Genomic DNA, 23898 nt, shown 5'->3' with positions numbered 1-23898 from the left:
ACAACGGCTGATGGCGCGGCGATGGCTGCGGCCGGGCCGGATTTGGTGCTAAGAATAGGACGCAAGATGAGCGGCGTGAATGAAATCCGGTCGACCTTTCTCGACTATTTCCGCAGGAACGGTCATGAGGTCGTGTCGTCGAGCCCGTTGGTGCCGCGCAACGACCCGACATTGATGTTCACCAATGCCGGCATGGTGCAGTTCAAGAACGTCTTCACCGGGCTGGAGCAGCGTCCCTATTCGACGGCCGTGACCGCGCAGAAATGCGTGCGCGCCGGCGGCAAGCACAACGACCTCGACAATGTCGGCTACACCGCGCGCCATCACACCTTCTTCGAAATGCTCGGCAACTTCTCCTTCGGCGACTATTTCAAGGAGCGCGCGATCGAGCTTGCCTGGAACCTGATCACCAAGGAATACGGTCTCGACCCCAAGCGGCTGCTGGTCACCGTCTACCACACCGACGATGAAGCCTTCGACCTCTGGAAGAAGATCGCCGGCTTCTCCGACGACCGCATCATCCGCATTCCGACCAGCGACAATTTCTGGGCCATGGGTGATACCGGCCCCTGCGGTCCGTGCTCGGAGATCTTCTATGACCACGGCGACCAGATCTGGGGCGGACCGCCCGGCTCGGCCAATGAAGACGGCGACCGCTTCATCGAGATCTGGAACCTCGTTTTCATGCAGTACGAGCAGGTCACCAAGGAAGAGCGGGTCGATCTTCCGCGTCCGTCGATCGACACCGGCATGGGTCTCGAGCGTCTGGCCGCCGTCCTCCAGGGCGAACACGACAACTACGACATCGACCTTTTCCGCGCGCTGATTGCCGCTTCGGAAGAAGCAACCGGCGTCAAGGCCGAAGGTGACCGTCGCGCCAGCCACCGCGTGATCGCCGACCACCTGCGTTCGTCCGCCTTCCTGATCGCCGATGGCGTGCTGCCGTCGAACGAAGGCCGCGGCTACGTTCTGCGCCGCATCATGCGCCGCGCCATGCGCCACGCCCAGCTGCTCGGTGCGCAGGATCCGTTGATGTGGAAGCTCTTGCCGGCGCTCGTCGGCCAGATGGGCCGAGCCTATCCGGAGCTGATGCGCGCCGAAGCGCTGATTTCCGAAACGCTGAAGCTTGAGGAAACCCGTTTCCGCAAGACGCTGGAACGCGGCCTCAACCTCTTGTCCGACGCCTCGGCCGACCTTTCCGAAGGCGACCAGTTCAGCGGCGAGACCGCCTTCAAGCTTTATGACACCTACGGCTTCCCGCTCGACCTGACCCAGGATGCGCTGCGAGCCAAGGGCATCACCGTCGACACCGACGCCTTTTCGGCAGCGATGGAACGGCAGAAGGCCGAAGCCCGCGCCAACTGGGCCGGTTCCGGCGAGGCTGCGACCGAAACGATCTGGTTCGAGCTCAAGGAAAAGCACGGTGCAACCGACTTCCTCGGTTATGACACCGAGACGGCCGAAGGCGTGATCCAGGCGATCGTGCGCGATGGCGCTGTCGTCGCTTCCGCGGCCAAGGGCGACACCGTCCAGGTGGTGCTCAACCAGACGCCGTTCTACGGCGAATCGGGCGGCCAGATGGGCGACACCGGTACGATCACCACCGAAGGCGGCAAGCTCACCGTGACGGATACGCAGAAGCGCGGCGAGGGGCTTTTCGTCCACTACGCCGTCGTCGTCGAAGGTTCGGTCAAGACGGGCGACGCCGCCCAGCTCGACGTCGACCATGCGCGCCGCTCGCGCCTTCGCGCCAACCACTCGGCAACCCACCTGCTGCACGAAGCGCTTCGCGAAGTGCTCGGCACCCACGTTGCCCAGAAGGGCTCACTGGTGGCACCGGAGCGGCTGCGCTTCGACGTTTCGCATCCGAAGCCGATGACGGCGCAGGAGCTGAAGGTCGTGGAAGAAATGGCCAACGAGATCATCGTGCAGAACACACCGGTGACCACGCGCCTGATGAGCGTCGACGATGCGATCGCCGAGGGCGCCATGGCGCTCTTTGGCGAGAAGTATGGCGATGAGGTCCGCGTCGTCTCGATGGGCCGCGGCATTCACGGTTCCAAGGCCAACCGGCCTTACTCCGTCGAGCTCTGCGGCGGCACGCACGTGTCGGCTACCGGTGACATCGGCCTCGTTCGCGTCGTCTCGGAAAGCGCCGTCGGCGCCGGCGTTCGCCGCATCGAGGCGCTGACCGGCGAAGCCGCGCGCGCCTATCTCAACGAGCAGGACGAGCGCGTGAAGACGCTTGCCAACACGTTGAAGGTTCAGCCGGCCGACGTGCTCGGCCGCGTCGAGGCGCTGCTCGACGAGCGCCGCAAGCTGGAACGCGAACTGACCGAGGCGAAGAAGAAACTGGCGCTCGGCGGTGGCGGCGAGGCGGGTTCTGCCGATGCGGCCCGTGATATCGCGGGCGTTCGCTTCCTCGGCAAGGTCGTCTCGGGCGTCGAGCCCAAGGACCTGAAGAGCTTGGCTGATGATGGCAAGAAGAGCCTCGGCTCCGGCGTCGTCGCCTTCGTCGGCGTTTCCGGCGACGGCAAGGCGAGCGCCGTCGTGGCTGTCACCGACGACCTGACCTCGAAGCTCAGCGCCGTCGACCTGGTGCGCGTGGCCTCTGCCGCCCTCGGCGGCAAGGGCGGCGGCGGACGCCCGGACATGGCGCAGGCCGGCGGTCCGGATGGCGGCCGCGCGGCGGAGGCCATTGAGGCCGTCGCGGTAGCGCTGGCGGGCTGAGCGTCCAGAGAACCATGAAAAGGGCGCTGCGGGCGCCCTTTTTTATGCCGCCTTTTCGCTTGCGGCCTTTTCGCTCCGGATGGTCTGGAGCGCCGCCGCGACGGAGGGGCGCATCAGAACCCGCGGCGGCCGGACGTCATGCTGGTAGAGCGTGCGCCGCACCTGTGACCTGGCGCCCGTGATGATGAATCGAACCCCCGTCCTCTCGGCTTTCCGCAGCGTTCCCTCGATGACGTTGGCGGCGGTCGAATCCATGAAAGGCACTTCCGAGCAATCGAGGACGAAGTTTTGCCGCTGGTCGGCGATGCGGTCGAGGACGGTACCGACGGTTGCGGCCGAGCCGAAGAAGAAGATGCCGGATATCCGATAGATCACCGTATCCGGATCGTCGGCGATGAGGGGATGTTCCTCCTCGCTGTTCTCCAATTTGCCGGGCGCCAGCGGTTTGGTTTCACCGATGGAGATGCTCTTTGCCATGCGGTCGATGAAGAGAACCGCGCCCAGCGCGAAACCGATGACGATGCCTTCCGTCAACTCGCGGAAGACGACGATGAGGAAGGTCGCGAGCAGCACGACCGCGTCGCCGTAGGAGGAGCGCAGCAGCGCCATGAAGGCCGGCTTCTCGATCATGTTCCAGGCCACGATCGCGAGCACGCCGGCAAGCGAGGCGAGCGGGATATAGCTCGCAAGCGGCGCCGCAAGGAGCATGAAGAGCAGCAGAAAGACGGAATGCAGCATGCCGGAGACCGGGCTGGTGGCGCCGGCCCGGACATTCGTCGCCGTTCGCGCGATCGTGCCGGTGACGCAGATGCCGCCGAAGAGCGCGGAACCGATATTCGCGATGCCCTGGGCGATCAACTCGACGCTGGAGCGATGCCTGCGCCCGGTCATGCCGTCGGCAACGACGGCCGACAACAGCGACTCGATCGCGCCGAGCAGTGCGAACGAAACCGCGTCCGGAAAAACGGCCGTTGCCTTTTCGAGCGAAAGCGGCGGCAAAGCGGGAAGCGGCAGGCCGCGCGGAATACCGCCGAACCGCGTGCCGATCGTTTCTGCCGGGAGTTGCAGGAGCGCGACGAAGGCCGATGCCGCGGCCACGGCGATCAGCATGCCGGGCCAATGCGGTCTCAACCGACGCAGGCCGAGAATGATGCCGATGGTCAGGCCCGCCGTCAGCACCGCTGCCCCGTTGACCGTACCGGCGGCGTGGGCGAGGACCACGACCTTGTCGACGATCGGACCGGGCTCGGGGCCGGCGAGCGTCAGACCGAAAAGGTCGCGCAACTGGCTGGCGAAGATGATGACGGCAATGCCTGCGGTGAAGCCGACCGTGACGGGGTAGGGTATGAACTTGATGTATTGCCCGAGCCGGAGATAGCCTGCCGCAATCAGCATGATCCCGGCCATCGCCGTCGCGAGCAACAGGCCGTCGAGGCCGTGCCGGGCACCGGTTGCCGCAACGAGCACGATGAAGGCCCCTGCCGGACCGCCGATCTGCACCCGGCTGCCACCGAGAAGCGAAACGAGGAAGCCGCCGACGATCGCGGTATAGAGTCCGCGGTCGGGCGTCACCCCCGAGGCGATCGCGATCGCCATGGAGAGCGGCAGTGCGACGATCGCGACGGTCAAACCAGCGAGCGCGTCTGCCTTCAAGCGGACAAATCCATATCCCTCCGCAAGAACGCTGACCGTTTTCGGAACAAGAGAATCGGGCATCGGACTCTCCAGAGGCACCGCGTTGGCTGGAACAAACATGGCGGGCATGCTCAGCCTATCTGAGTCGCGATGCGGCACAAGCGGGCGCGGCAGAGGTCCGCAGGATTTGTCAAATCGATCTGTGATTTGAAGGGTTTCGAGCGAAACGCGAGAGTTTCGACAGGGAGCACGACATGGGTGACGATACATGGGCAATCTACGAGAGGCGGCTCCACCGCGTCTCGGCGTATATTTACGCGCATCTCGACGGCGATCTCGAGCTCGATCGTCTTTCCGAGATCGCCTGCCTGTCGCCGCATCATTGGCACCGGATCTATCGGGCCGTTCATGGCGAGACGCTGGCGGCTACGGTGAAGCGGCTGCGGCTACAGCAGGCCGCGGCCGATCTTGCCCAGTCCGATCTTCCCGTCGAAGCGGTCGCGCGACGCTCCGGCTACCCCAATCTCCAATCCTTCAATCGCACCTTCAAGGCTGCCTACGGGTTGCCGCCGGCGCGCTACCGCAAGGAGGGCAGCCATGTTGCCTTTGAAACCGCCTCAACGGAAGGAATTACGGATATGTATGAAGTCACTCTCAAGGACATTGACGCCTTCGACCTCGTCGGCGTCGCCCATAACGGCTCCTATATGGAGATCGGCAAGGCGTTCGAGATGCTCTACGGCACCCTGTTTTCGCGCAAGCAGTTCCGGCCGGACATGGAAATGATCGGCATCTATCTCGACGATCCAGAACTGGTGCCGACGGACAAGCTGCGTTCCTTCGCCTGCGTCAGCGCTCGCACGCCGGTCCCGGTGGAAGCGCCGCTGACGCCGCAGCACCTCGACGGCGGCCGCTATGCCGTGCTACGCCACAAGGGTCCCTATGCGGATATGCCGAAGGCCTATCAATGGCTCTACGGCACCTGGCTGCCGCAATCGGGCCGCGAGATCCGCGACAGCCTGATGTTCGAGAAATATCTCAACAATCCGCGCGAGGTTCCGCCGACGGAATTGTTGAGCGAGATCTATTTGCCGCTCAAGAGCTAGTTGGATTTCGCTCGCCGCAAGGCTGCGGCCATGTGCGAGGAAGCGCCCCAGGTCGAAAGCCAGATCAACACATAGGTGGCAAGGGAGATGGCGGCGCGCAGCGAGTCCGCCAGCACGTCGCGGTCTGCCAACTGGGCTTCCGCGTGATGGAGATGAGCCAGTTCCTCCTCGCGGATCGACAGTATGAGGGCGTGAAGCTCGGCGTCCTTGTCGGCGAGGAAATGCAACTGGTCGTCAAGATGGCGATGCACGGCGGCTTCCACGGCTGCCGTGCAGGCCCATATGCCGCGGCGGCCGAAGAGTGCCGTCAGGAAACCGAGGACCGAGCCGCCCCAGCTCCAGAACTGCATGACGCGGCAGGGGCGGGAGTTTCTCAAAGGCATGGCCCCTCGAAACAGCGCACAGTGCTCGATCTCGTGGCCGAGCATTTCCGACAGCATCGGAACACAATCGGGATGGAGCCTGCGCGCGACCGCGATCTGGGCCGAATAAATACGGATCGCGCCGAATTCCCCGGCGTGATTGACCCTGACGATGCGTGCGATCGTCAGGGCGTTGCGCGGGGAAATCGGCGCGATCATTTTTAGGCCCTGTCGCGCCTTATCAGGCGGCCATGGCCTTCTTCAGGTTCTCGTCGATCTTGTCGAGGAAGCCGGTGGTCGAGAGCCACGGCTGATCGGGACCGATGAGGAGCGCCAGGTCCTTGGTCATGAAGCCGGCTTCGACGGTATCGACGCAGACCTTCTCAAGCGTGTCGGCGAACTTGGCGAGCTCGGCATTGCCGTCGAGCTTGGCGCGGTGGGCGAGGCCACGGGTCCAGGCGAAGATCGAAGCGATCGAGTTGGTCGAGGTTTCCTCGCCCTTCTGGTGCTGGCGGTAGTGGCGGGTAACCGTGCCGTGGGCCGCTTCGGCTTCGACCGTCTTGCCGTCCGGCGTCATCAGAACCGAGGTCATCAGGCCGAGCGAGCCGAAGCCCTGGGCAACGATATCGGACTGCACGTCGCCGTCGTAGTTCTTGCACGCCCAGACGTAGCCGCCGGACCACTTGAGAGCGGAGGCAACCATGTCGTCGATCAGGCGGTGTTCGTACCACAGCTTCTCGGCCTTGAACTTCTCGGCGAATTCTTCGTCGAAGACCTTCTGGAAGATATCCTTGAAGCGGCCGTCATAGACCTTGAGGATGGTGTTCTTGGTCGAGAGGTAGACCGGAACCTTGCGCTGCAGGCCGTAGTTGAACGAAGCGCGGGCGAATTCGGTGATCGAATCGTCGAGGTTGTACATACCCATGGCAACGCCGGCCGACGGCGCGTCGAAGACGTCGTATTCGATTTCCTTGCCGTCTTCACCGACGAACTTCATCGTCAGCTTGCCCTTGCCGGGGAACTTGAAGTCGGTGGCGCGATACTGGTCGCCGAAGGCGTGACGGCCGACGATGATCGGCTTGGTCCAACCCGGAACCAGGCGCGGAACGTTCTTGCAGATGATCGGCTCGCGGAAGATGACGCCGCCGAGGATGTTGCGGATCGTGCCGTTCGGCGACTTCCACATCTTCTTCAGCTTGAATTCCTCGACGCGGGCTTCATCCGGCGTGATGGTGGCGCACTTGACGCCGACGCCGTGCTTCTTGATCGCGTTGGCGGCGTCGACCGTCACCTGATCTTCGGTGGCATCGCGGTTTTCGACGCTGAGGTCGTAATATTCCAGATCGATGTCGAGGTAGGGATGGATCAGCTTGTCCTTGATGAACTGCCAGATGATGCGGGTCATCTCATCGCCGTCGAGCTCGACGACCGGATTGGCGACCTTGATCTTTGCCATGAATATGCCTCGTAGCTTATGCGGGACAGCGGGAGCGATGTCCCTTCCTCTCTGAAAAATCCTGTGCCCTATAGCACTCAGAACCGGCAAGGCAAAGCATGCTTGGCCGAAACTTTGGATGGGCGCGAAGGCTTCAGTCGACCGAGGGTTCGGCAATGCTTTGCGGGGGCATCCCAGGACGTCATCGGCCTTGCAAAGATCGCTTCTGTCGTTATGCAGGAAGGAACCGGCGAGGCGGCGCCCGTTTGAGGCGAACGCAGACAAGCAAAAGGCGTCCGATGGCATTTCGCTCCCGCGTGCGTGACTGGCTACTCGCCAACGATCCGGCTTTCTCCCGCCTGCGGCAGGCCTCGCGCATTACCGCGACGATCGTCGTTTCGGTCCTGATCCTGATGGCAGTTCACTACCTGATCGTGCCATTGCCGCCGGCGGCCTATGGCCTTGCCGCATCGCTTTCGATTGAAGGCGGGCTGGCAGTCCGCGACCGCACCGTGGCCGGCCAGCGCCTCACGCGCATTATCGCCGTTCTCGTCGGCGTTTCGATGATCTGGCTCGCCTCGTTGCTTGAGGAGTATCGCTACCTCTCGGACGTCGTCTTCCTGCTGATCGTCTTTCTCGCCGTCTACGGCCGATCCTTCGGTCCCCGCGGCTTTGCCGTCGGCATGTTCGCCTTCATGTCCTACTTTACTGGCGCCTACCTCCGGCCAACCGCCGACCAGTTGCCGGCATTGTTCTTCGGGGCGGCCGTATCCGCGACGGTTGCGCATCTCGTTCGCACCCGGTTGCTGCCGGATGACCGCTACCGTGACCTGCTGCGCGCCGCGGCGAGCGTGCAGCGTCGTGTCGACCGCATGCTTCTCGAATTGGCGGAGATTGCGCGCAAGCCGGTTCTTTCCGAAATCGATCGGCGGCGGCTGCTGACGGCGGAAGAGCGACTGAAGGAAGCCGTGCTGATGGCCGAGAGCTTCATTCCGACCGAGAACCGACGGCCGGAGCCCGAGCCCGGAGTCGCGTCCGCCGATCTCGTCGTCAACCTCTTCGACCTGCATCTCGCCGCTGAAAGCGTCATCGTCGTGAGCTTCCAGTCGATGCCGCCGCCGGCGCTGGTGGAGGCGATGCTGGCGCGCGACGGCGGACGGATCGACGAGGAGATAGCCCGGCTTGGCGACACCACTCCACGCCGACAGGAAACGGTGAAGGCGCTGCTCTGGCTTCGAAACGTCCGGCAGAGGCTCGCCCGCCGCTTGGCGAAGTTGACACCGGCCGATCTCGAAGAGCCGCCGGCACAACCAAGTGGCTCGGCAACCCGATGGAAACCGTCGTTTGCCGACCCGGCGCTGAAGGCGGCGATCCAGATCACGCTTGCCTCCGGCATCGCCATGGTCTTCGGACTGATGCTGTCGCGCGAGCGCTGGTTCTGGGCAGTGCTTGCGGCGTTTCTGGTTTTCACCAACACGCGCTCGCGCGGTGATACGGCGGTGAAGGCGCTGCAGCGCTCTGCCGGCACGCTCTTCGGTATCGTGGTCGGCATCGTCGTCGGCGCGCTGGTTGCGGGCAATATCTATCTCGTCTTGCCGCTGAGCGCGCTTTGCATCTTTCTCGCCTTCTATTTCCTCGCGGTTTCCTATGCGACGATGACGTTCTTCATCTCCGTCGTTCTGTCGCTGGTCTACAGTCTCATGGGCGTGCTGACCCCGCATCTCCTGCAACTTCGCCTCGAGGAAACGATGATCGGCTCGATCGCCGGTGCTGCTGTCGCCTTCGTCGTGTTTCCGACCCGCACCCGCACGACGCTCGATGCTGCGGTCGCAACCTGGTGCGACGAACTGACGGGCCTGCTGCAGGCGGCGAGGGACGGAGCCTCGGGGTTGGTGCTCATCACCCGATCGCAGGCGCTTGATCGCGCCTATCGCGATCTGGCGTCGGCAGCGAAGCCGCTTGGGCTTCCCTGGCAACTCGTCACCCGGCCTGGCCATGTTCGTCAGGCGCTGGCGATCTTTTTGGCCTGCACTTATTGGGCGCGGGTCTTCGCGCGGCGCGTCGGCACGGATGCCGAACCTGAAGGCGCCGCCTTCAAAGAGGAAATCGAGGCCAATCTCGACCTCGTCCAGTCGGTTCGCGATAAGGCTTCGGCCTATTTCTACCAAGTCGGCCGGATCGGCGGGCCGGTCGATCGCCACCTGCCGATCTCGAGGGATGATGCCGAGCTTGGCCTGGAGATGATCGGGGTCTCTCTCAACCGTCTTCACCTGTAGCTGCACGGCCCAGACCCAAGCCGGACTTTAATTTCGCCGGCTTTTGTGCAAGGGAAGCGCCGAACGAGAGGCAAAGGCTAAGGAAATGGCAGGCACGAACAGCGAGCGCGAACTTCTGGCGGAAGGACCGGCCATCATTCTCGCCTATCCGCAGCTCGGCGAAAACATTGGCATGGTCGCCCGCGCGATGGCGAATTTCGGCCTGGCCGAGCTTCGGCTCGTCAATCCGCGCGATGGCTGGCCGAGCGAGAAGGCGCGTTCTGCCGCGAGCCGCGCCGATCATGTCATCGACGCGGCCAAGCTTTACGGTTCGCTCGAAGAGGCGATCGCCGACCTCAATTTCGTCTATGCGACGACGGCCCGCGACCGCGACGGTTACAAGCCGGTGCGCTCGCCGATCGTTGCCGCGCGCACGCTTCGCCAGCGCTTCAGCGGCGGCGAAAAGATCGGGATCGTCTTCGGGCGCGAGCGCACCGGACTTACCAACGAGGAAGTCGCGCTTGCCGACGAGATCGTGACCTTCCCGGTCAATCCGGCCTTCGCATCGCTCAACCTCGCCCAGGCCGTGCTGCTGATGTCCTACGAGTGGATGAAGACCGGCATGGAATCGGAGGACCAGACCTCGTTCCAGGCGATCGAGCAGCGACCGGCGACCAAGGAACATCTGCAGGGCCTCTTCGACCATATCGAGGATGCACTCGATGCGCGCAACTATTTCCGCTCCGCCGACAAAAAGCCGAAATTGGTCGAGAACCTGCGCGCCGTTCTGACCAGACCATCCTTTACCGAATCGGAAATCCAGGTGCTGCGCGGCGTCATTTCTTCGCTCGACCGGTTCACGCGGGAAAACCCGCGCGGCTCCGGCGCTCCGAGTGATCACAGCAGGGGCGAGCACGGCAGGAAAGCGCGGGACAACGGTGACAGCGAGTGAACTGAAACCTATCCTCGTCTTCGACAGCGGCATCGGCGGCTTGACCGTGCTGCGCGAGGCGAGGGTGCTGATGCCCGAGCGGCATTTCATCTACGTCGCCGACGATGCCGGCTTTCCCTATGGCGGCTGGGAAGAGGCGGCGCTGAAGGAAAGAGTGATCGCACTCTTCGGACGGTTGCTTGCCGAGCATGATCCGGAAATCTGCGTGATCGCCTGCAACACCGCCTTCACGCTCGTCGGCGCCGACCTGCGCGCAGCCTATCCGCAGATGACCTTCGTCGGCACGGTGCCTGCGATCAAGCCGGCGGCCGAGCGCACGCGCTCCGGCCTCGTTTCGGTCCTGGCGACGCCGGGTACCGTCAAGCGAGCCTATACGCGCGATCTCATCCAGTCCTTTGCCAGCCAGTGCCACGTGCGCCTCGTCGGCTCGGAGAACCTCGCCAAGATGGCGGAGGCCTATATCCGCGGCGAGAAGCTGGACGACGAGACGGTGCTTGCCGAAATCGCCCCGTGTTTCGTCGAGATGGACGGCAAGAAGACCGATATCGTCGTGCTCGCCTGCACGCACTACCCCTTCATGGCGAACGTCTTCCGCCGGCTTGCACCCTGGCCGGTCGACTGGCTGGACCCGGCGGAAGCGATTGCCCGGCGCGCTCGTTCGCTGGTGCCGCTGCCAAACGGTTTCGAACCGCTGAACGGGCAGGACCCGGCGATCTTCACCTCCGGCAAGCCTGATTTTGCAACGCGCCGGCTGATGCAGGGCTTCGGCCTGACGGTGATGCCGAATGCCACCGTTGACGAGCGGGTTGGACAGGTCGAAGCGATCAGCTAGAAAGGGATCGCGAGTAACGATTTTCACGCGCGTATTCCCTGTGGGTTTTCTGTGCCGGCGGCACGATTTTCCGGGAAACCGTGCTAGGTGTCGCCTGATCGGCGGTCTCCATATGACCGCGAATCAGTCCAGAGCATTTCAAACGTGAGCAGCGATTTTGCGTCCGGAAATGCGCGAGCGTAGCGCGAAGAGGTGGAAATGAAGGTCGGCATCGATATGGGAACGACGTCCGAAGGGACCTCGGCCTCGCTCGATATCGAGGAGCTTCTGGCCACCCGTCTCCTGGTGCAGGGCAATTCCGGCTCGGGCAAGTCGCACCTTTTGCGTCGGCTGCTGGAGCAATCGGCACCCTGGGTGCAGCAGTGCATCATCGATCCCGAAGGCGATTTCGTCACGCTTGCCGACAAGTTCGGGCATGTGGTCGTCGAGGGAGAGCGGACCGATGCGGAACTGATCGGCATTGCCACCCGCATCCGCCAGCACCGCGTTTCCTGCGTGCTGTCGCTGGAAGGCCTCGATATCGAGCAGCAGATGCGCAATGCCGGCGTTTTCCTGAACGCGATGTTCGATGCGGATCGCGAATATTGGTATCCGGTTCTCGTCGTCGTCGACGAGGCCCAGATGTTTGCGCCCTCGGTTGCCGGCGACGTCACCGAAGAGGTGCGCAAGATCTCGCTCGGCGCCATGACCAACCTCATGTGTCGCGGCCGCAAACGCGGGCTCGCCGGCGTGATCGCCACGCAGCGCCTGGCGAAGCTTGCCAAGAACGTGGCGGCGGAAGCCTCCAACTTCCTGATGGGCCGTACCTTCCTCGACATCGACATGCTGCGCGCGGCCGATCTGCTCGGCATGGACCGGCGCACGGCGGAAATGTTCCGCGACCTGAAGCGTGGCTCCTTCGTGGCACTCGGCCCTGCGCTGTCGCGCCGCCCGCTCAAGGTGACGATCGGTACGGTCGAGACGTCGGCCCGTTCGACAAGTCCGAAGCTCATGCCGCTGCCGGAGGCGCCGCAGGACGTCGAAGATCTGATCTTCACCCCGGATCCGGACGAGTTGACGCGACCGATCATGCGCCGCACGGTTGCACCGCCGCGTCCGACGACCGACATCCTCGCAGAATTGTCGCGCCCGCGACCGGAAGCGGCGATCCCGATCGAGCCGAAGCCGGCTCAGCCGGAATTGACCGCCGAAGAGAAAGAGAACCTTCTCGACAGCGTCTTTGCGGAAATCCTCGCCAATCCCGAGGCAGCCTTCCGGCCCGATGCGGAACTGTTCCAGGATTTCCTGGTGCGCTGCCGCATACGCCGCCTGCCGTCCGGAGCAGCACTTTCCCTCAGCGCCTTCCGTCGCAAGATGGCGGTGGCGCGTTCGGGTGTCGACGCGGAGACGGCAGCGACCGGGACCTGGACGCAGGCCCTACAGCTCGCCGATCGTGTGACGGAGGATCTTCAGGCCGTGTTCCTGATGATGGCGCAGGCTGCTGTCCGCGGGCTGCCATGTCCTTCGGACGCGATGATTGCGCGCGCCTACGGCACGCATTCGGCCCGTCGCGCGCGCCGTCTGCTCGGCTATTTCGAAGAGCACGGGCTGATCGTCGTCCATGCGGATTTTTCCGGCAAACGGATCGTTGCCTTTCCGGATCTCGGCAGCGAAACCGCGCCGGGCGACGCGAACGGGCCCGATATGGCGAATACGACAGCCACGGCCGCCGAGTAACCCCGCGCTGTCTCGTTCTTTGGGGCGTTGGCGAAACGCCGACGGCAAGCGCTAGAGCCAGTTTTGAATGACCCTGTCGGACGCATGGATGCAGGTCATCTGCAACCGGCTGGTGCCGGTATTGACGAAACGGTGCGGCGTCTCCGGATCGACGACGATGATGTCGCCGGCCTTACCCATGATCTTTTGTGTGCCGACGGTGAACTCCGCTTCGCCGGAGTGGACGATCCAGGTTTCCGGATAGGGATGCACGTGAAGGGCCGGCCCTTGGCCTGGCTCCGCGTCCATCAGGAACAGCGAAATCGGGGTGCCGTATTGCCCGCCTTCAAACAGGATCGTCCGGTTGGGGCTCTGCTTCTGCTCTGCACGCGGAATGACATGAAACATGTTGGCCTCCATCTCCGGCCGGGTTGGCTTCCTGCTGCGGATGAACTATCTTCACAAGAAGATATTATTCAAACTATCTTCTCGTCAAGATATGTTGATGGGATGCCGGGGTGAGCGATGCAGAACGGGAACGAGGCGACTGATCATGTCGACCGCTTGCAGGCGCAGTGGGCGCGGGAATTGCCCGATCTCGACACCGAGCCCATGACGATCCTGGGGCGGGCCTACCGGCTCTCCAATCTGGTGCGTCCGTCGATCGAGGAGACCTTCGCCGCCTTCGGCCTCGACCGGGGCGAGTTCGACGTGATCTCCACGCTGAGACGATCCGGTCCGCCCTACCGGCTGACGCCGACCGATCTCTATACGTTTCTAATGATTTCCTCGGGCGGGCTCACGCACCGGCTCGACCGGCTGCAGAAGGCCGGGCTGATCGTGCGCGAGCGCTCAGCCTCCGATGGCCGCAGCAGCGTCGTCGGACTGACCGAGAAGGGAATGGCGCTTGCGGAAGCGGCGATTCGTGCGGATATGACCAGCGAAGCGCGGTATCTCGAAGGGCTGAGCAAGGAGGACCGCGCCACCTTGGCTGAGCTCCTCAGGAAACTGCTCGTCTCGCTGGAGCGGGCAGACGCTGTTGATCCGGCTTGAACGAATGCCGGTTGCCACGATTTCGTTTGACAAGAGGGGCCGGACCCACTAAAGCCGCCCCAACGCCGGGCAGAAATGTCCGGTGTTTCATTTGACATGTCCCGTGGTTTCTCCGTCAGCGTGATCGTGAGAAACCTGTCAGAACCCCGAAAATGGGTTCAGAGGAGGGCGTGTTTCCTTGATCCGGTTTGGAAACAGACCGGTGTAACTATTTGAAAGGAAATGCGATGAGCAAGCGCGAATCGTCCAAGTACAAAATTGACCGCCGTATGGGCGAAAACATCTGGGGTCGTCCGAAGTCCCCGGTCAACCGCCGCGAATACGGCCCGGGCCAGCACGGCCAGCGCCGCAAGTCCAAGCTCTCGGACTTCGGTGTACAGCTGCGCGCCAAGCAGAAACTGAAGGGCTACTACGGCGACATCCGCGAGAAGCAGTTCCGCGCGATCTTCGCTGAAGCTTCCCGCCGCAAGGGCGACACCCCGGAAAACCTGATCGGCCTGCTCGAGTCGCGCCTCGACGCGATCGTCTACCGCGCCAAGTTCGTTCCGACGGTCTTCGCTGCCCGTCAGTTCGTCAACCACGGCCACGTCAAGGTCAACGGTGTCCGCGTCAACATCGGTTCCTACCGCTGCAAGCCGGGCGACGTCATCGAAGTCAAGGAAAAGTCCAAGCAGCTCGTGACCGTTCTGGAATCGGTTTCGCTCGCTGAACGTGACGTTCCGGACTACATCGAAGCCGACCACAACAAGATGGTTGCGACCTATGTCCGCGTTCCGGTTCTCTCCGACGTTCCGTACCCGGTCGTCATGGAACCGCACCTGGTCGTCGAATTCTATTCGCGTTAATCCGGGGCTTACGCCTTGTGACGTTTCGAAAACCGCCCGGAAACGGGCGGTTTTTTTGTCGGCGGCGATCACTGTCAGATGCTGCTGTCCTATTTCGGAGGTAGCCGCCGCCCTCCGATGTCTCAGCGGTTTCGTCGCTTCGATCCGAACGCGATGCAGTGAGAGGAACCCGGATGCCCGAGCAGAACATGCCGCAGGACCTGCAGGCGATCATTGAGGATATCCATCAGGAGCTGAGCCCAAGGTTCGGCCAGGGCAAGGTTGCCGACTACATCCCGCAGCTCGCGCGCGTCGACCCCAAGCATTTCGGTATGGCGATCGTAACGACCGATGGCAAGGTGCATCGGGTCGGCGACGCGGAAGTGCCGTTTTCGATCCAGAGCGTCTCCAAGGTCTTCACGCTGACGCTGGCGCTCGGCAAGCACGGCGAGAACATCTGGCACCGTGTCGGCCGCGAACCGTCCGGCTCGGCGTTCAATTCGATCGTCCAGCTCGAGCAGGAAGGCGGAAAGCCGCGCAATCCCTTCATCAATGCCGGCGCCATTACCATCAGCGACCTGATCCTCGCCGGTCACACGCCGCGGGAGCTGATCGGCGAGATCGTGCAGTTCGTCCGCTATCTGGCCGACGACGACCAGATCGTCATCGACCACGAAGTGGCGCGTTCGGAGACGGCCACTGGCTTCAGGAACGTCGCGCTCGCCAATTTCATGCGCTCCTTCGGCAAGCTCGACCATCCGGTCGACCACGTGCTCGGCGTCTACTTCCACCATTGCGCCCTGGCGATGACGTGCAGCCAGTTGGCCAAGGCCGGCCTGTTTCTGGCGGCCGGCGGCAGCAATCCGCTGACAGGTCACAACGTCGTCTCGCGCCAGCGGGCACGACGTATCAACGCGCTGATGCTGACCTGCGGCCACTATGACGGCTCGGGTGATTTCGCCTATCGCGTCGGCCTGCCCGGAAAGAGCGGCGTCGGCGGCGGCATTCTGGCGGTAGCACCGGGCAAAGCGTCCGTTGCCGTCTGGTCGCCGGGCCTCAACGAAAACGGCAATTCGCTGCTCGGCTCACTGGCGCTCGAAATGCTCGCGGCGCGCACCGGCTGGTCGGTCTTCGGGCCCTAGAACCCGCTCCGTCGCCGTCAGTCGCTTCATCCGGCCGATTTCCCTTGATCTTGACGGCCGGAGCGGGCAAGTGCAGGCCCAAGATTTGCCGGGCGCCGGTTGCGCCCGTGCCTGCCGCACAGGATCCCCGCCATGGACCTTTCGCTCAACGCGTCGCAAGACCAGGCCGAAACCGCTTTCGATGAGGGCGCGATCGACGTCGACACGCATCCGCTTTTCGGCCGCATGCCGTCCTCCGTCTCGTTCAACAAGCTGCGCAAGCGACTCCTTCGCCAGACCCGCCAGGCGCTCGACGATTTCGGCATGCTGAAGGGGGCGAAGCGCTGGCTGATCGGCCTTTCCGGCGGCAAGGACAGCTACAGCCTGCTGGCGCTCTTGATGGACCTGCAGTGGCGCGGGTTGCTGCCGGTGGAACTCATCGCCTGCAATCTCGACCAGGGGCAGCCGAACTTCCCGAAGCATATCCTGCCGGAATATCTGCAGTCGATCGGCGTCAAGCATCGCATCGAGTACCGCGACACCTATTCGATCGTGAAGGAGAAGGTGCCGACCGGCGCTACCTATTGCTCGCTCTGTTCGCGGCTGCGCCGCGGCAATCTCTACCGCATCGCCCGGGAGGAGGGTTGTGACGCGCTGGTGCTCGGCCACCACCGCGAAGACATTCTCGAAACCTTCTTCATGAACCTTTTCCACGGCGGCAGGCTCGCCTCGATGCCGGCAAAGCTTCTCAATGACGAGGGCGACCTGATGGTGCTTCGGCCGCTCGCCTATGCGGCCGAGGACGATCTCGCCAAGTTCGCGACCGCCATGGAGTTTCCGATCATCCCCTGCGACCTCTGCGGCTCGCAGGACGGCCTCGAGCGCAACGCGATGAAGGCGATGCTCGCCGACATCGAGCGACGCATGCCCGGCCGCAAGGACACGATGCTGCGCGCACTCGGCCATGTGAACCCGTCGCATCTGCTCGATCCCAAGCTGTTCGATTTCCTGTCCCTCGCTCCGGAGCCCAAAGAATGAGCCATTCCGTCGATATCGCCGGCCTTGCCAACCTCATGCAGGAGGCGGCAGTCAAAGAGATCCTGCCGCGGTTCCGCAATCTCGGGGCAGACGATGTCCGGATGAAGTCGGAAGCGATCGATCTCGTGACCGAAGGCGACGAGGCCGCCGAGCGGCTGATGAAGTCGCGCATCGAAGAGGTGGCGCCGGGCGCTCTGTTCGTCGGCGAGGAATCGGTCGCGGCCGATCCGGCCCTGCTCGACAAGCTCGCCGATGCCGATCTCGCCGTGGTCGTCGACCCGATCGACGGCACCTTCAACTTCGCCGCTGGCCTGCCGCTCTTCGGCGTGATGGCAAGCATCGTCTCGAAGGGTGAGACGGTCGCCGGCATCATCTACGATCCGCTCGGCAACGACTGGGTGATCGCGGAGAAAGGTTCGGGCGCCTGGATGTGCCGTCCGGATGGATCGCAGGAGCGTCTCTCGGTCACGGCCGGCGTGCCGCTCGAAGCCATGGTCGGGGTTGCGTCGACAGGCTTTTACAAGCAGGAAGCACGGCGCGAAGTCATGGCCAATATGGCGAAGGTCCGCATGGCCACCAGCTACCGCTGCGCCGCCCACGAGTATCGCATCTTCGCCGCCGGTCACATTCACTTCCTGATGTATCAGAAGCTGATGCCCTGGGATCACCTGGCGGGAACCTTGATCTCGCAGGAGGCCGGTGCCTATGCCGCCCGCTTTGACGGATCGCCCTACCTGCCGGCGCATCTCAACGGCGGACTGCTGCTCGCGACTGACAAGGAAAGCTGGGAGATACTTCGCCGCGAGGTCTTCACGGTCTGATTTCAACAGCAATGTTGAAACAAAGGGCCCGCCGGGATCGCTCCGGGCGGGCCTTTTCATGTCATGCGGCGACTACAGCGGTCTTCGCCCGTCTCAAGAGACGCGCGGCGCTGCAATTACATATGGCCGCCACCGTGATCCATGGCGACATCCTTGTCGCCGGGATGGGTGAAGAGCTTGCCCTTCTCCGCCCACAGCGTCGCCAGGATCGTCAGGATGCCGAAGAGCGCGAAACCGCCGAGGAGCGGCTGCAGCGTGCCGTTGAAGAGCTGGCCGACGGCGCCGCCGATCAAAGCTCCGCCCGTGGTGGAGACGAAGCCGGTGATCGCCGTCGCCGTACCGGCGAGGTGCCCCATCGGTTCCAGGCTGATCGCGGTGAAGTTCGTTGCAATCACCGCAAAGAACATCAAGAGCACCGAGAACATCAGGTAGCTGACGACGAAGGCCGGCGTGCCGGAGAGCGACATCACGAAGCCTGCGACCGAGATCAGCGTGAAGAGGATCATCGCGACGTGCGAGATGCGGCGCATGCCGAAGCTGCGGACGAAGAAGCCGTTGGCGAAGTTCGCGACCGCAATACCGCCCGCCGTGCCGGCGAAGGCGATCGGCAGCCAGTCACCGAGGCCGTAGACCTCGCCGAAGATCTGCTGAACCGTGACGATGTAGGCGCAGATGACCGCGGTGAAGAGCGTCATGCCGATCATGTAGCCGCAGGTGATGCGGTTGGTAAGGACGGTCTTGAAACCCGATGCGACGGCGCCGACAGAGAGCGGCATGCGCTCTTCGCGGGGCAAGGACTCCTTCATGCGGGACAGGGCCCAGACGAACAGGACCGCGCCGATGACGCCGATCAGGATGAAGATCCAGTGCCAGTTGGCATAGAAGATCACGAGCTGGCCGATCGACGGCGCGACGATCGGCACGATCATGAAGACGATCATGACATAGGACATGACGCGCGCCATCTCGCGGCCGCCGAAGCAGTCGCGCACGATCGCCATGGTGGTGATGCGGATTGCGGCAGCACCGATGCCCTGGATGAAGCGCAGGGTAAGCAGCGTCTCGAAGCTTTCGGTGAGGGCCGCCGCAAACATTGACATGGTGAAGAAGGCAAGGCCGCCGAGCAGCACCTTGCGGCGGCCGAAGGCATCGGAAAGACTGCCGAAGAAGATCTGCGAAATGCCGAAGCCGAGGAAGAAGACACCGATCACCAACTGGCTGTCGTTGGTGCTGGCGACGTTCAAGGACTGGCCGATGGCCGGCAGCGCCGGCAGCATGCTGTCGATGGCAATCGCAACACTCGCCGTCATGACGGCGATGGTGATGATGAATTCGAAGAGGCCCATGTTGAGGCGCTCTGCCCCGGAAACTCCGTCGATATGTTCGGATCGATTGGTGATGGTGGACATTGGGAAACCCGTAAATTCAATCTTGGAAAAGTCTGGCTTGGAAAAGACTGGCCGGCTCGACTGCATGTTTCCTGGAACCGTCCCCGATGAGGACAAAACACGCAGAATTTCAGGGTGCTACAGCGGTCTTTTCGAGTCTGACGAGACACGCCTCGCTGTAGCGATCAGCCGGCCGGCTGATGGTGTGGTTTGAAGAGCTTGCCGCCTTCGGCGATGAAAACGAAAACGAGGCCGATTACGGCGACGGTGAAGTAGCCGGTGGCAAGAGGTGTCGCCGTTCCATCGAACAACTGGCCGATGAAAGCGCCGATCACGCTTCCTCCGATCGTCTGCATGAAACCGAGTACCGAGGAGGCCGTGCCGGCAACGTGGCCGAGCGGCTCCATGGCCATGGCGTTGAAGTTCGGCGCGATCAGCCCGAACTGGAACATCGTGGCGCAGTAGAGGACCACGAAGACCGGGAAGGGCAGCGGCGCATAGAGCGAGGCCGACATCCAGACGAAACTCGCCAGCGTGAAGCCGATGAGCGCCGCATGGGACAGCGGCCGCATGCCGAAGCGGCGAACAAGGCGGGAATTGGTGAAGGAAGCGACCGCCATCATACTGGCAAATGCCGCGAACACAAGCGGAAACCACACGCCAAGGTCGTAGACGCCGACGAGCACCTGCTGCGCAGAATTGATGAAGCCGAAAAGCGCGCCGAGAATGACGGAGGTCGCAAGCGTATAGAGCAGCGACAGCCGGTTCGTCAGCACGATGCGGAACCCGCTGAGGATGACCGACGGCGTAAAATCGCGGCGATGGGCCGGATCGAGCGTCTCGCCGAGTTTTGAGGAGACGATCGCAATGTTCATCACCGCATAGAGCGCGACGACGACGAAGATCATGTGCCACTCGGCAAGGCTGATGATGAGCTGGCCGATCGAGGGGGCGATGACCGGCACGATCATGAAGACCATCATGACCAGCGACATCACCTCTGCCATCTGCCGGCCGCCATAGACGTCACGGACGATCGAGATGGTTATGACGCGCGTGGCCGCAGCGCCAGCGCCCTGTACGAAGCGCAGCGCCAGCAGGAGGCCGAAGCTCGGCACGATTGCGATCGCCAACGCACAGACGGCGTAGAGAATGAGGCCGGCGAGAAGCGACGGCTTGCGCCCGAAGCGGTCCGAAAGGGGGCCGAAAAATAGCTGCGCCACGCCCATGCCGAGCAGATAGGCGGTGATGATGTATTGCCGCTCATTTTCAGAGGCGACGCCAAGGCTGGCGCCGATCTGCTGCAGACCGGGCAGCATGATGTCGATCGAGATCGCGTTGGTCGCCATCAGCATCGCCATCAGCGCGATGAACTGAGATTTGCTGAGGCCCGGCAGGGCGTCGTCGTTGGTCGTGCTTGTCATTTTCAAAAAGTCCTAACGGCGCACGGGGCGCAAGCGGAACAGGTTGGTCCGGAGCAGATCCGGAAAGAAGAATGCCGGTTGGCGTCATGCCGACTGGCGTGTCAAATCTCGAGCGCGGGCAGCCGGGGCGATTTGAAACCGCACGGACCGTGCCGGCATGAAGCAAGGGAAGCGTCGAACGGCAGGGACCGGACTTTCCGGCGCCAAAGGGTGAGGCGAGAACCCCTGCAGGCAGCTTATGCCGAACGATCGCAACCGATTCATGACAGGCCGGATCTCCGGCCCTTCGCTCCACATTCGAACGCTGGAATGCGTTCATGAAGGAAGCACGCTCTGAACGTATCTTGGGGGCACCTGCGCGAACCGCACGCGCCTTCAGAAGGACGACGAAAATTAGTCAATCCGTAAGTACGGCCGGAATCAAAAAAGGCGGTTGCCCGCCTTCTCCGATGGATCGGGACGAGGCGTCCTTAGATCAGGCGACGGCGCCCTTGACGGCAATGCCCTGTGCCTCGAGGTGCGACTGCAGCTCGCCGGCCTGGAACATTTCACGCACGATGTCGCAACCGCCGACGAATTCGCCCTTGACATAGAGCTGCGGGATCGTCGGCCAGTTGGAGTAATCCTTGATGCCCTGACGCAGGTCCGCATCGGCGAGCACGTTGATGCCCTTGTAGTCGACGCCGATGTAATCGAGAATCTGGACCACCTGACCGGAGAAGCCACACTGCGGGAACTGCGGCGTACCCTTCATGAAGAGTACCACATCGTTCGTCTTGACTTCGTTGTCGATGAATTCGTGAATTCCGCTCATCTTGTCTTCCTTCCTGCGCCGGCTTCAAGGGCCGGATATCGATTGGGTCTTAGATAGCATGCATATCGGTGATTTTCACCACCCAATCGCAACAAATATTGATGGTCCTCAAGATGTGGTTTTATTACCACTACGGCGCCGCGCGTCTTATCAGACGCGCAAAGGTCGTGATTTGCTGCATGTTTTTTTCCTTAAATCGCCTACGAACTAAGGAACCATGCGGTAGTCAAGCGGTGCGGCGCCGGGTCTTGCTGCGGGCCGCAGCCGTTCGACGACGGCTGACCTGTTTCTTGGCCGGTTTGCGAATGGCCGCCTCGAGGATATCCCCGAGGATGCCCCCGCCGGCGGACGAGGTTGTCCGTGCCCGGCGCTTTGTCCGCTTGGTCGAAGTCCGCTTGACGCCGGTCTTCTTGAGGATTTCCTTCAGCGCGCTGTCGACGACTCCGCTGACAAGTTCCTTGATCAGATCAGCCATGCCGGCTCACTCCGGCGCGCTCGTCTGCAGGGCGAGGGCGTGCAGAACACCCCCCATGTTGCCCTTGAGCGCATTGTAGACCATCTGGTGCTGCTGCACGCGGGTCTTGCCGCGAAACGCTTCGGCCACGACTTCGGCGGCATAGTGGTCGCCGTCACCGGCCAGATCGCGGATCGTGACCTTGGCACCGGGAATCCCGGCCTTGATCATGTCTTCGATGTCGCCTGGTGTCATGGGCATGATACGCCAACTCCTTGTTTTTCTGCAGCGCCGGCCGCGTCGCTGGCACCGCTCCATACTATCAGGGAACCACGATTCAGGGGCGAAACGCAAATGCTGAATCAGGTGAGCAGCAACGAGGTGTCGACGGCAATCGATGTTCTGCAAATCTGCAGAGGGTCGCTGCGACAAAGCTGATAGCAGCGAAATGCAGGTTCCTCTCTAATGCGCGACGGGGCGGCGAGACGAGGCGAAAAACCGTTGCCGCCCCTCGTTTCAATAGCGCCCGCGCCGATGTGCCGGGCTCCAGCAGGGAGGTCACATGCCACGAGATCAGACGAACCGGGCGACGGTCGAAGCCTATGTGCAGGCGATGAATGCCGGGGACATCGAGGCGCTGCGCCCGCTCTTTACCGTCGACGCGGAGATCCAGGGAGTGGTGGGCGCCGGTGCCTTCGATTTTGCGGCACGCGTCTGGCACGACCTTCATCGTGGGCTGAACATGAGGCTGGACGTCCTGTCCATGGTCGCCGACGGTGATACCGTCGTGGTTCGCCTGCGCGAAAGCGGCAAATGGACCGGCCCGTTTCTGGACTTCAAGCAACCGACCGGTCGGTCCTACGAGCTGCAGGCGATCGAATGGTTCGATTTCCGCGACGGCAAGATCGCCCGGCGTTGGGGCGCGCGGGACGGCGGCTCGCAGGCGCGGCAACTGGGCTTTCCAGGCTCGGCGAGCCATTGTCCGGCCGCAAAGGAGGAAAGGCCAGAAACCGCCTAGGCCCTTGGAGCGGGGCGGCCCTCGAACCGGTGGCGGACGGCTTCGAAGCGAGCCGTCACCGCTTCGCGAAACAGCCGCACGTGCGGGCTCTCGCGCAGGCTTTCGTGATAGAGGAGCCAGATATCCGAACGGGCCTCGAGTTCGGGAATGGGACAGCGCAGCAAGTCGTCGTCCTCGGAAGCAGCCCAGCACGGAAGCGGGCCGACAGCGACCCCGGAGCGGACCGCCGCGATCAGATTGGGCACGGAATTACAGTGGATCCCGACCGGGGCGTCGGGTGCCGCTTTCCGCAAGGCGACGAGAGGCCCCAATCCGGCGAGACCGCCGGTGCCGCCGACGATCTCATGTCGGCCGAGGTCGGCGATGGTGCCGGGCAAGCCGTGGCGCGCGGCGTAGGATTTGGCACAATGAAGCGCCCACACACTGGTCGCAAGCCGGCGCCGCACGATGCCCGGCTCTTCCGGGCAGGAGCCGACGCGGAGCGCCACATCCACTTCACCGCGCGAAAGATCGAGCCGGCGATCATCGGCGATCAGTTCAATGGACAATGACGGGTGCCGGCTGCGCAGTTCGAAGACCAGCGGCGCCACCACGTCGATCGCAAGAATCTCCGTCGTGGTCACGCGCACGGTTCCCGCGATCGCCCGGCTCCACCCGCGAGCTGTGTCGGCCAGGATCCTGGCGCCTTGCTCAACCTGTTCGGCGAGCGCGACGGTCGCTTCCCCGCGCTCCGTGAGGCGATAGCCGTTCGGGAGACGCACGAAGAGGGCCAGGCCGAGACCGCGCTCGAGCGCATCGATCCGGCGAGCGACGGTCGTCTGATTGACCCTGAGGCTACGCGCGGCGGCAAGCGTGGAGCCGGTGCGCGCCACGGCGAGAAAATATTTCAGGTCGTTCCAATCGAACATGGCGCGTCCGGAAAAATCGCCCGCCGTGATGGC

22 protein-coding genes are annotated in these 23898 nt (G+C 63.1%); 12 read left to right on the top strand and 10 right to left on the bottom strand.

Going from position 1 to position 23898, the window contains the following annotated elements:
• The first annotated feature begins 66 nt into the window (after positions 1-66).
• Positions 67-2730, top strand: a complete 2664-nt coding sequence (gene alaS / locus AC1Z3V_RS27020; protein ID WP_483502760.1) for an alanine--tRNA ligase — start codon at positions 67-69, stop codon at positions 2728-2730.
• 42 nt (positions 2731-2772) lie between these two features.
• Here the strand turns inward: alaS and AC1Z3V_RS27015 are convergent, their stop codons facing one another.
• Complete coding sequence (locus tag AC1Z3V_RS27015; protein ID WP_483502758.1) at positions 2773-4446, bottom strand: SulP family inorganic anion transporter; 1674 nt, start codon at positions 4444-4446, stop codon at positions 2773-2775.
• 173 nt (positions 4447-4619) lie between these two features.
• Here AC1Z3V_RS27015 and AC1Z3V_RS27010 point away from each other — a divergent pair, with 173 nt between their 5' ends.
• Positions 4620-5471 (top strand): AraC family transcriptional regulator, encoded by an 852-nt coding sequence (locus AC1Z3V_RS27010; protein ID WP_483502756.1) that lies wholly within the window; start codon positions 4620-4622, stop codon positions 5469-5471.
• On the opposite strand, the gene AC1Z3V_RS27005 is transcribed toward AC1Z3V_RS27010, so the two are convergent.
• Together AC1Z3V_RS27005 and AC1Z3V_RS27000 are read right to left on the bottom strand one after the other, a co-directional pair.
• Positions 5468-6052, bottom strand: a complete 585-nt coding sequence (locus AC1Z3V_RS27005; protein WP_483502754.1) for a demethoxyubiquinone hydroxylase family protein — start codon at positions 6050-6052, stop codon at positions 5468-5470. The two genes, AC1Z3V_RS27010 and AC1Z3V_RS27005, sit on opposite strands and share 4 nt — an antisense overlap.
• A 22-nt stretch (positions 6053-6074) precedes the next feature.
• Positions 6075-7289 carry an NADP-dependent isocitrate dehydrogenase gene (locus tag AC1Z3V_RS27000; RefSeq protein WP_429815515.1) on the bottom strand — a complete coding sequence of 405 codons (1215 nt, stop codon included), beginning with the start codon at positions 7287-7289 and terminating at the stop codon, positions 6075-6077.
• A gap of 278 nt (positions 7290-7567) precedes the next feature.
• Between AC1Z3V_RS27000 and AC1Z3V_RS26995 the strand changes: the two genes are divergently transcribed.
• From AC1Z3V_RS26995 to AC1Z3V_RS26980, 4 genes are all read left to right on the top strand, one after another.
• The gene (locus AC1Z3V_RS26995; protein ID WP_483502752.1) at positions 7568-9544 is read left to right on the top strand and encodes an FUSC family protein; all 1977 of its coding nucleotides are present in this window, start codon (positions 7568-7570) and stop codon (positions 9542-9544) included.
• Positions 9545-9629: 85 nt separating this feature from the next.
• Complete coding sequence (locus AC1Z3V_RS26990; protein ID WP_483502750.1) at positions 9630-10475, top strand: RNA methyltransferase; 846 nt, start codon at positions 9630-9632, stop codon at positions 10473-10475.
• Positions 10462-11307, top strand: coding sequence for a glutamate racemase (gene murI / locus AC1Z3V_RS26985; protein WP_483502749.1), 846 nt, complete (start codon positions 10462-10464; stop codon positions 11305-11307). Before AC1Z3V_RS26990 ends, murI begins: the two co-directional genes overlap by 14 nt.
• A gap of 198 nt (positions 11308-11505) precedes the next feature.
• The gene (locus AC1Z3V_RS26980; RefSeq protein WP_483502747.1) at positions 11506-13023 is read left to right on the top strand and encodes a helicase HerA domain-containing protein; all 1518 of its coding nucleotides are present in this window, start codon (positions 11506-11508) and stop codon (positions 13021-13023) included.
• A 51-nt stretch (positions 13024-13074) separates the two neighbouring features.
• Here the strand turns inward: AC1Z3V_RS26980 and AC1Z3V_RS26975 are convergent, their stop codons facing one another.
• Positions 13075-13410, bottom strand: a complete 336-nt coding sequence (locus AC1Z3V_RS26975) for a cupin domain-containing protein (protein ID WP_483502745.1) — start codon at positions 13408-13410, stop codon at positions 13075-13077.
• A 117-nt stretch (positions 13411-13527) separates the two neighbouring features.
• On the opposite strand from AC1Z3V_RS26975, the gene AC1Z3V_RS26970 reads away from it, so the two are divergent.
• From AC1Z3V_RS26970 to AC1Z3V_RS26950, 5 genes are all read left to right on the top strand, one after another.
• Positions 13528-14055, top strand: coding sequence for a MarR family winged helix-turn-helix transcriptional regulator (locus tag AC1Z3V_RS26970; RefSeq protein ID WP_483502743.1), 528 nt, complete (start codon positions 13528-13530; stop codon positions 14053-14055).
• Positions 14056-14282: 227 nt separating this feature from the next.
• On the top strand, positions 14283-14900 hold the full coding sequence (rpsD, locus tag AC1Z3V_RS26965; protein ID WP_429815498.1) for a 30S ribosomal protein S4: 618 nt from the start codon (positions 14283-14285) through the stop codon (positions 14898-14900).
• 173 nt (positions 14901-15073) lie between these two features.
• Positions 15074-16021 carry a glutaminase gene (locus tag AC1Z3V_RS26960; protein WP_429815496.1) on the top strand — a complete coding sequence of 316 codons (948 nt, stop codon included), beginning with the start codon at positions 15074-15076 and terminating at the stop codon, positions 16019-16021.
• Positions 16022-16153: 132 nt separating this feature from the next.
• The gene (ttcA, locus tag AC1Z3V_RS26955) at positions 16154-17038 is read left to right on the top strand and encodes a tRNA 2-thiocytidine(32) synthetase TtcA (protein WP_483502742.1); all 885 of its coding nucleotides are present in this window, start codon (positions 16154-16156) and stop codon (positions 17036-17038) included.
• Entirely contained in the window at positions 17035-17859 is an 825-nt protein-coding gene (locus AC1Z3V_RS26950; RefSeq protein ID WP_483502740.1) for an inositol monophosphatase family protein, read from the top strand. The genes ttcA and AC1Z3V_RS26950 overlap by 4 nt, the downstream gene beginning before the upstream one ends.
• A 116-nt stretch (positions 17860-17975) precedes the next feature.
• Here the strand turns inward: AC1Z3V_RS26950 and AC1Z3V_RS26945 are convergent, their stop codons facing one another.
• The 5 genes from AC1Z3V_RS26945 to AC1Z3V_RS26925 all read right to left on the bottom strand — a co-directional run bounded on the left by AC1Z3V_RS26945 (position 17976) and on the right by AC1Z3V_RS26925 (position 22200).
• Complete coding sequence (locus AC1Z3V_RS26945; protein WP_483502739.1) at positions 17976-19268, bottom strand: multidrug effflux MFS transporter; 1293 nt, start codon at positions 19266-19268, stop codon at positions 17976-17978.
• A gap of 164 nt (positions 19269-19432) precedes the next feature.
• Positions 19433-20671, bottom strand: a complete 1239-nt coding sequence (locus AC1Z3V_RS26940; protein WP_429815485.1) for a multidrug effflux MFS transporter — start codon at positions 20669-20671, stop codon at positions 19433-19435.
• A gap of 475 nt (positions 20672-21146) precedes the next feature.
• The gene (gene grxD, locus AC1Z3V_RS26935; protein ID WP_173516619.1) at positions 21147-21485 is read right to left on the bottom strand and encodes a Grx4 family monothiol glutaredoxin; all 339 of its coding nucleotides are present in this window, start codon (positions 21483-21485) and stop codon (positions 21147-21149) included.
• A gap of 226 nt (positions 21486-21711) precedes the next feature.
• A complete protein-coding gene (locus tag AC1Z3V_RS26930) occupies positions 21712-21960 on the bottom strand; it encodes a hypothetical protein (RefSeq protein WP_173516618.1) in 249 nt (82 codons plus the stop codon).
• Between the two features lie 6 nt (positions 21961-21966).
• A complete protein-coding gene (locus AC1Z3V_RS26925) occupies positions 21967-22200 on the bottom strand; it encodes a BolA family protein (RefSeq protein ID WP_057248940.1) in 234 nt (77 codons plus the stop codon).
• Positions 22201-22501: 301 nt separating this feature from the next.
• Here AC1Z3V_RS26925 and AC1Z3V_RS26920 point away from each other — a divergent pair, with 301 nt between their 5' ends.
• Positions 22502-22957: an ester cyclase gene (locus AC1Z3V_RS26920; RefSeq protein WP_483502737.1), complete on the top strand. Its 456-nt coding sequence runs from the start codon at positions 22502-22504 to the stop codon at positions 22955-22957.
• Here AC1Z3V_RS26920 and AC1Z3V_RS26915 read toward each other — a convergent pair.
• Positions 22954-23865 (bottom strand): LysR family transcriptional regulator, encoded by a 912-nt coding sequence (locus AC1Z3V_RS26915; RefSeq protein WP_483502736.1) that lies wholly within the window; start codon positions 23863-23865, stop codon positions 22954-22956. The two genes, AC1Z3V_RS26920 and AC1Z3V_RS26915, sit on opposite strands and share 4 nt — an antisense overlap.
• Between the last annotated feature and the right edge of the window lie 33 nt (positions 23866-23898).

The organism is Ensifer sp. 38_S197, from assembly GCF_056924495.1.
This window is presented reverse-complemented; position numbering and strand designations above follow the sequence as displayed.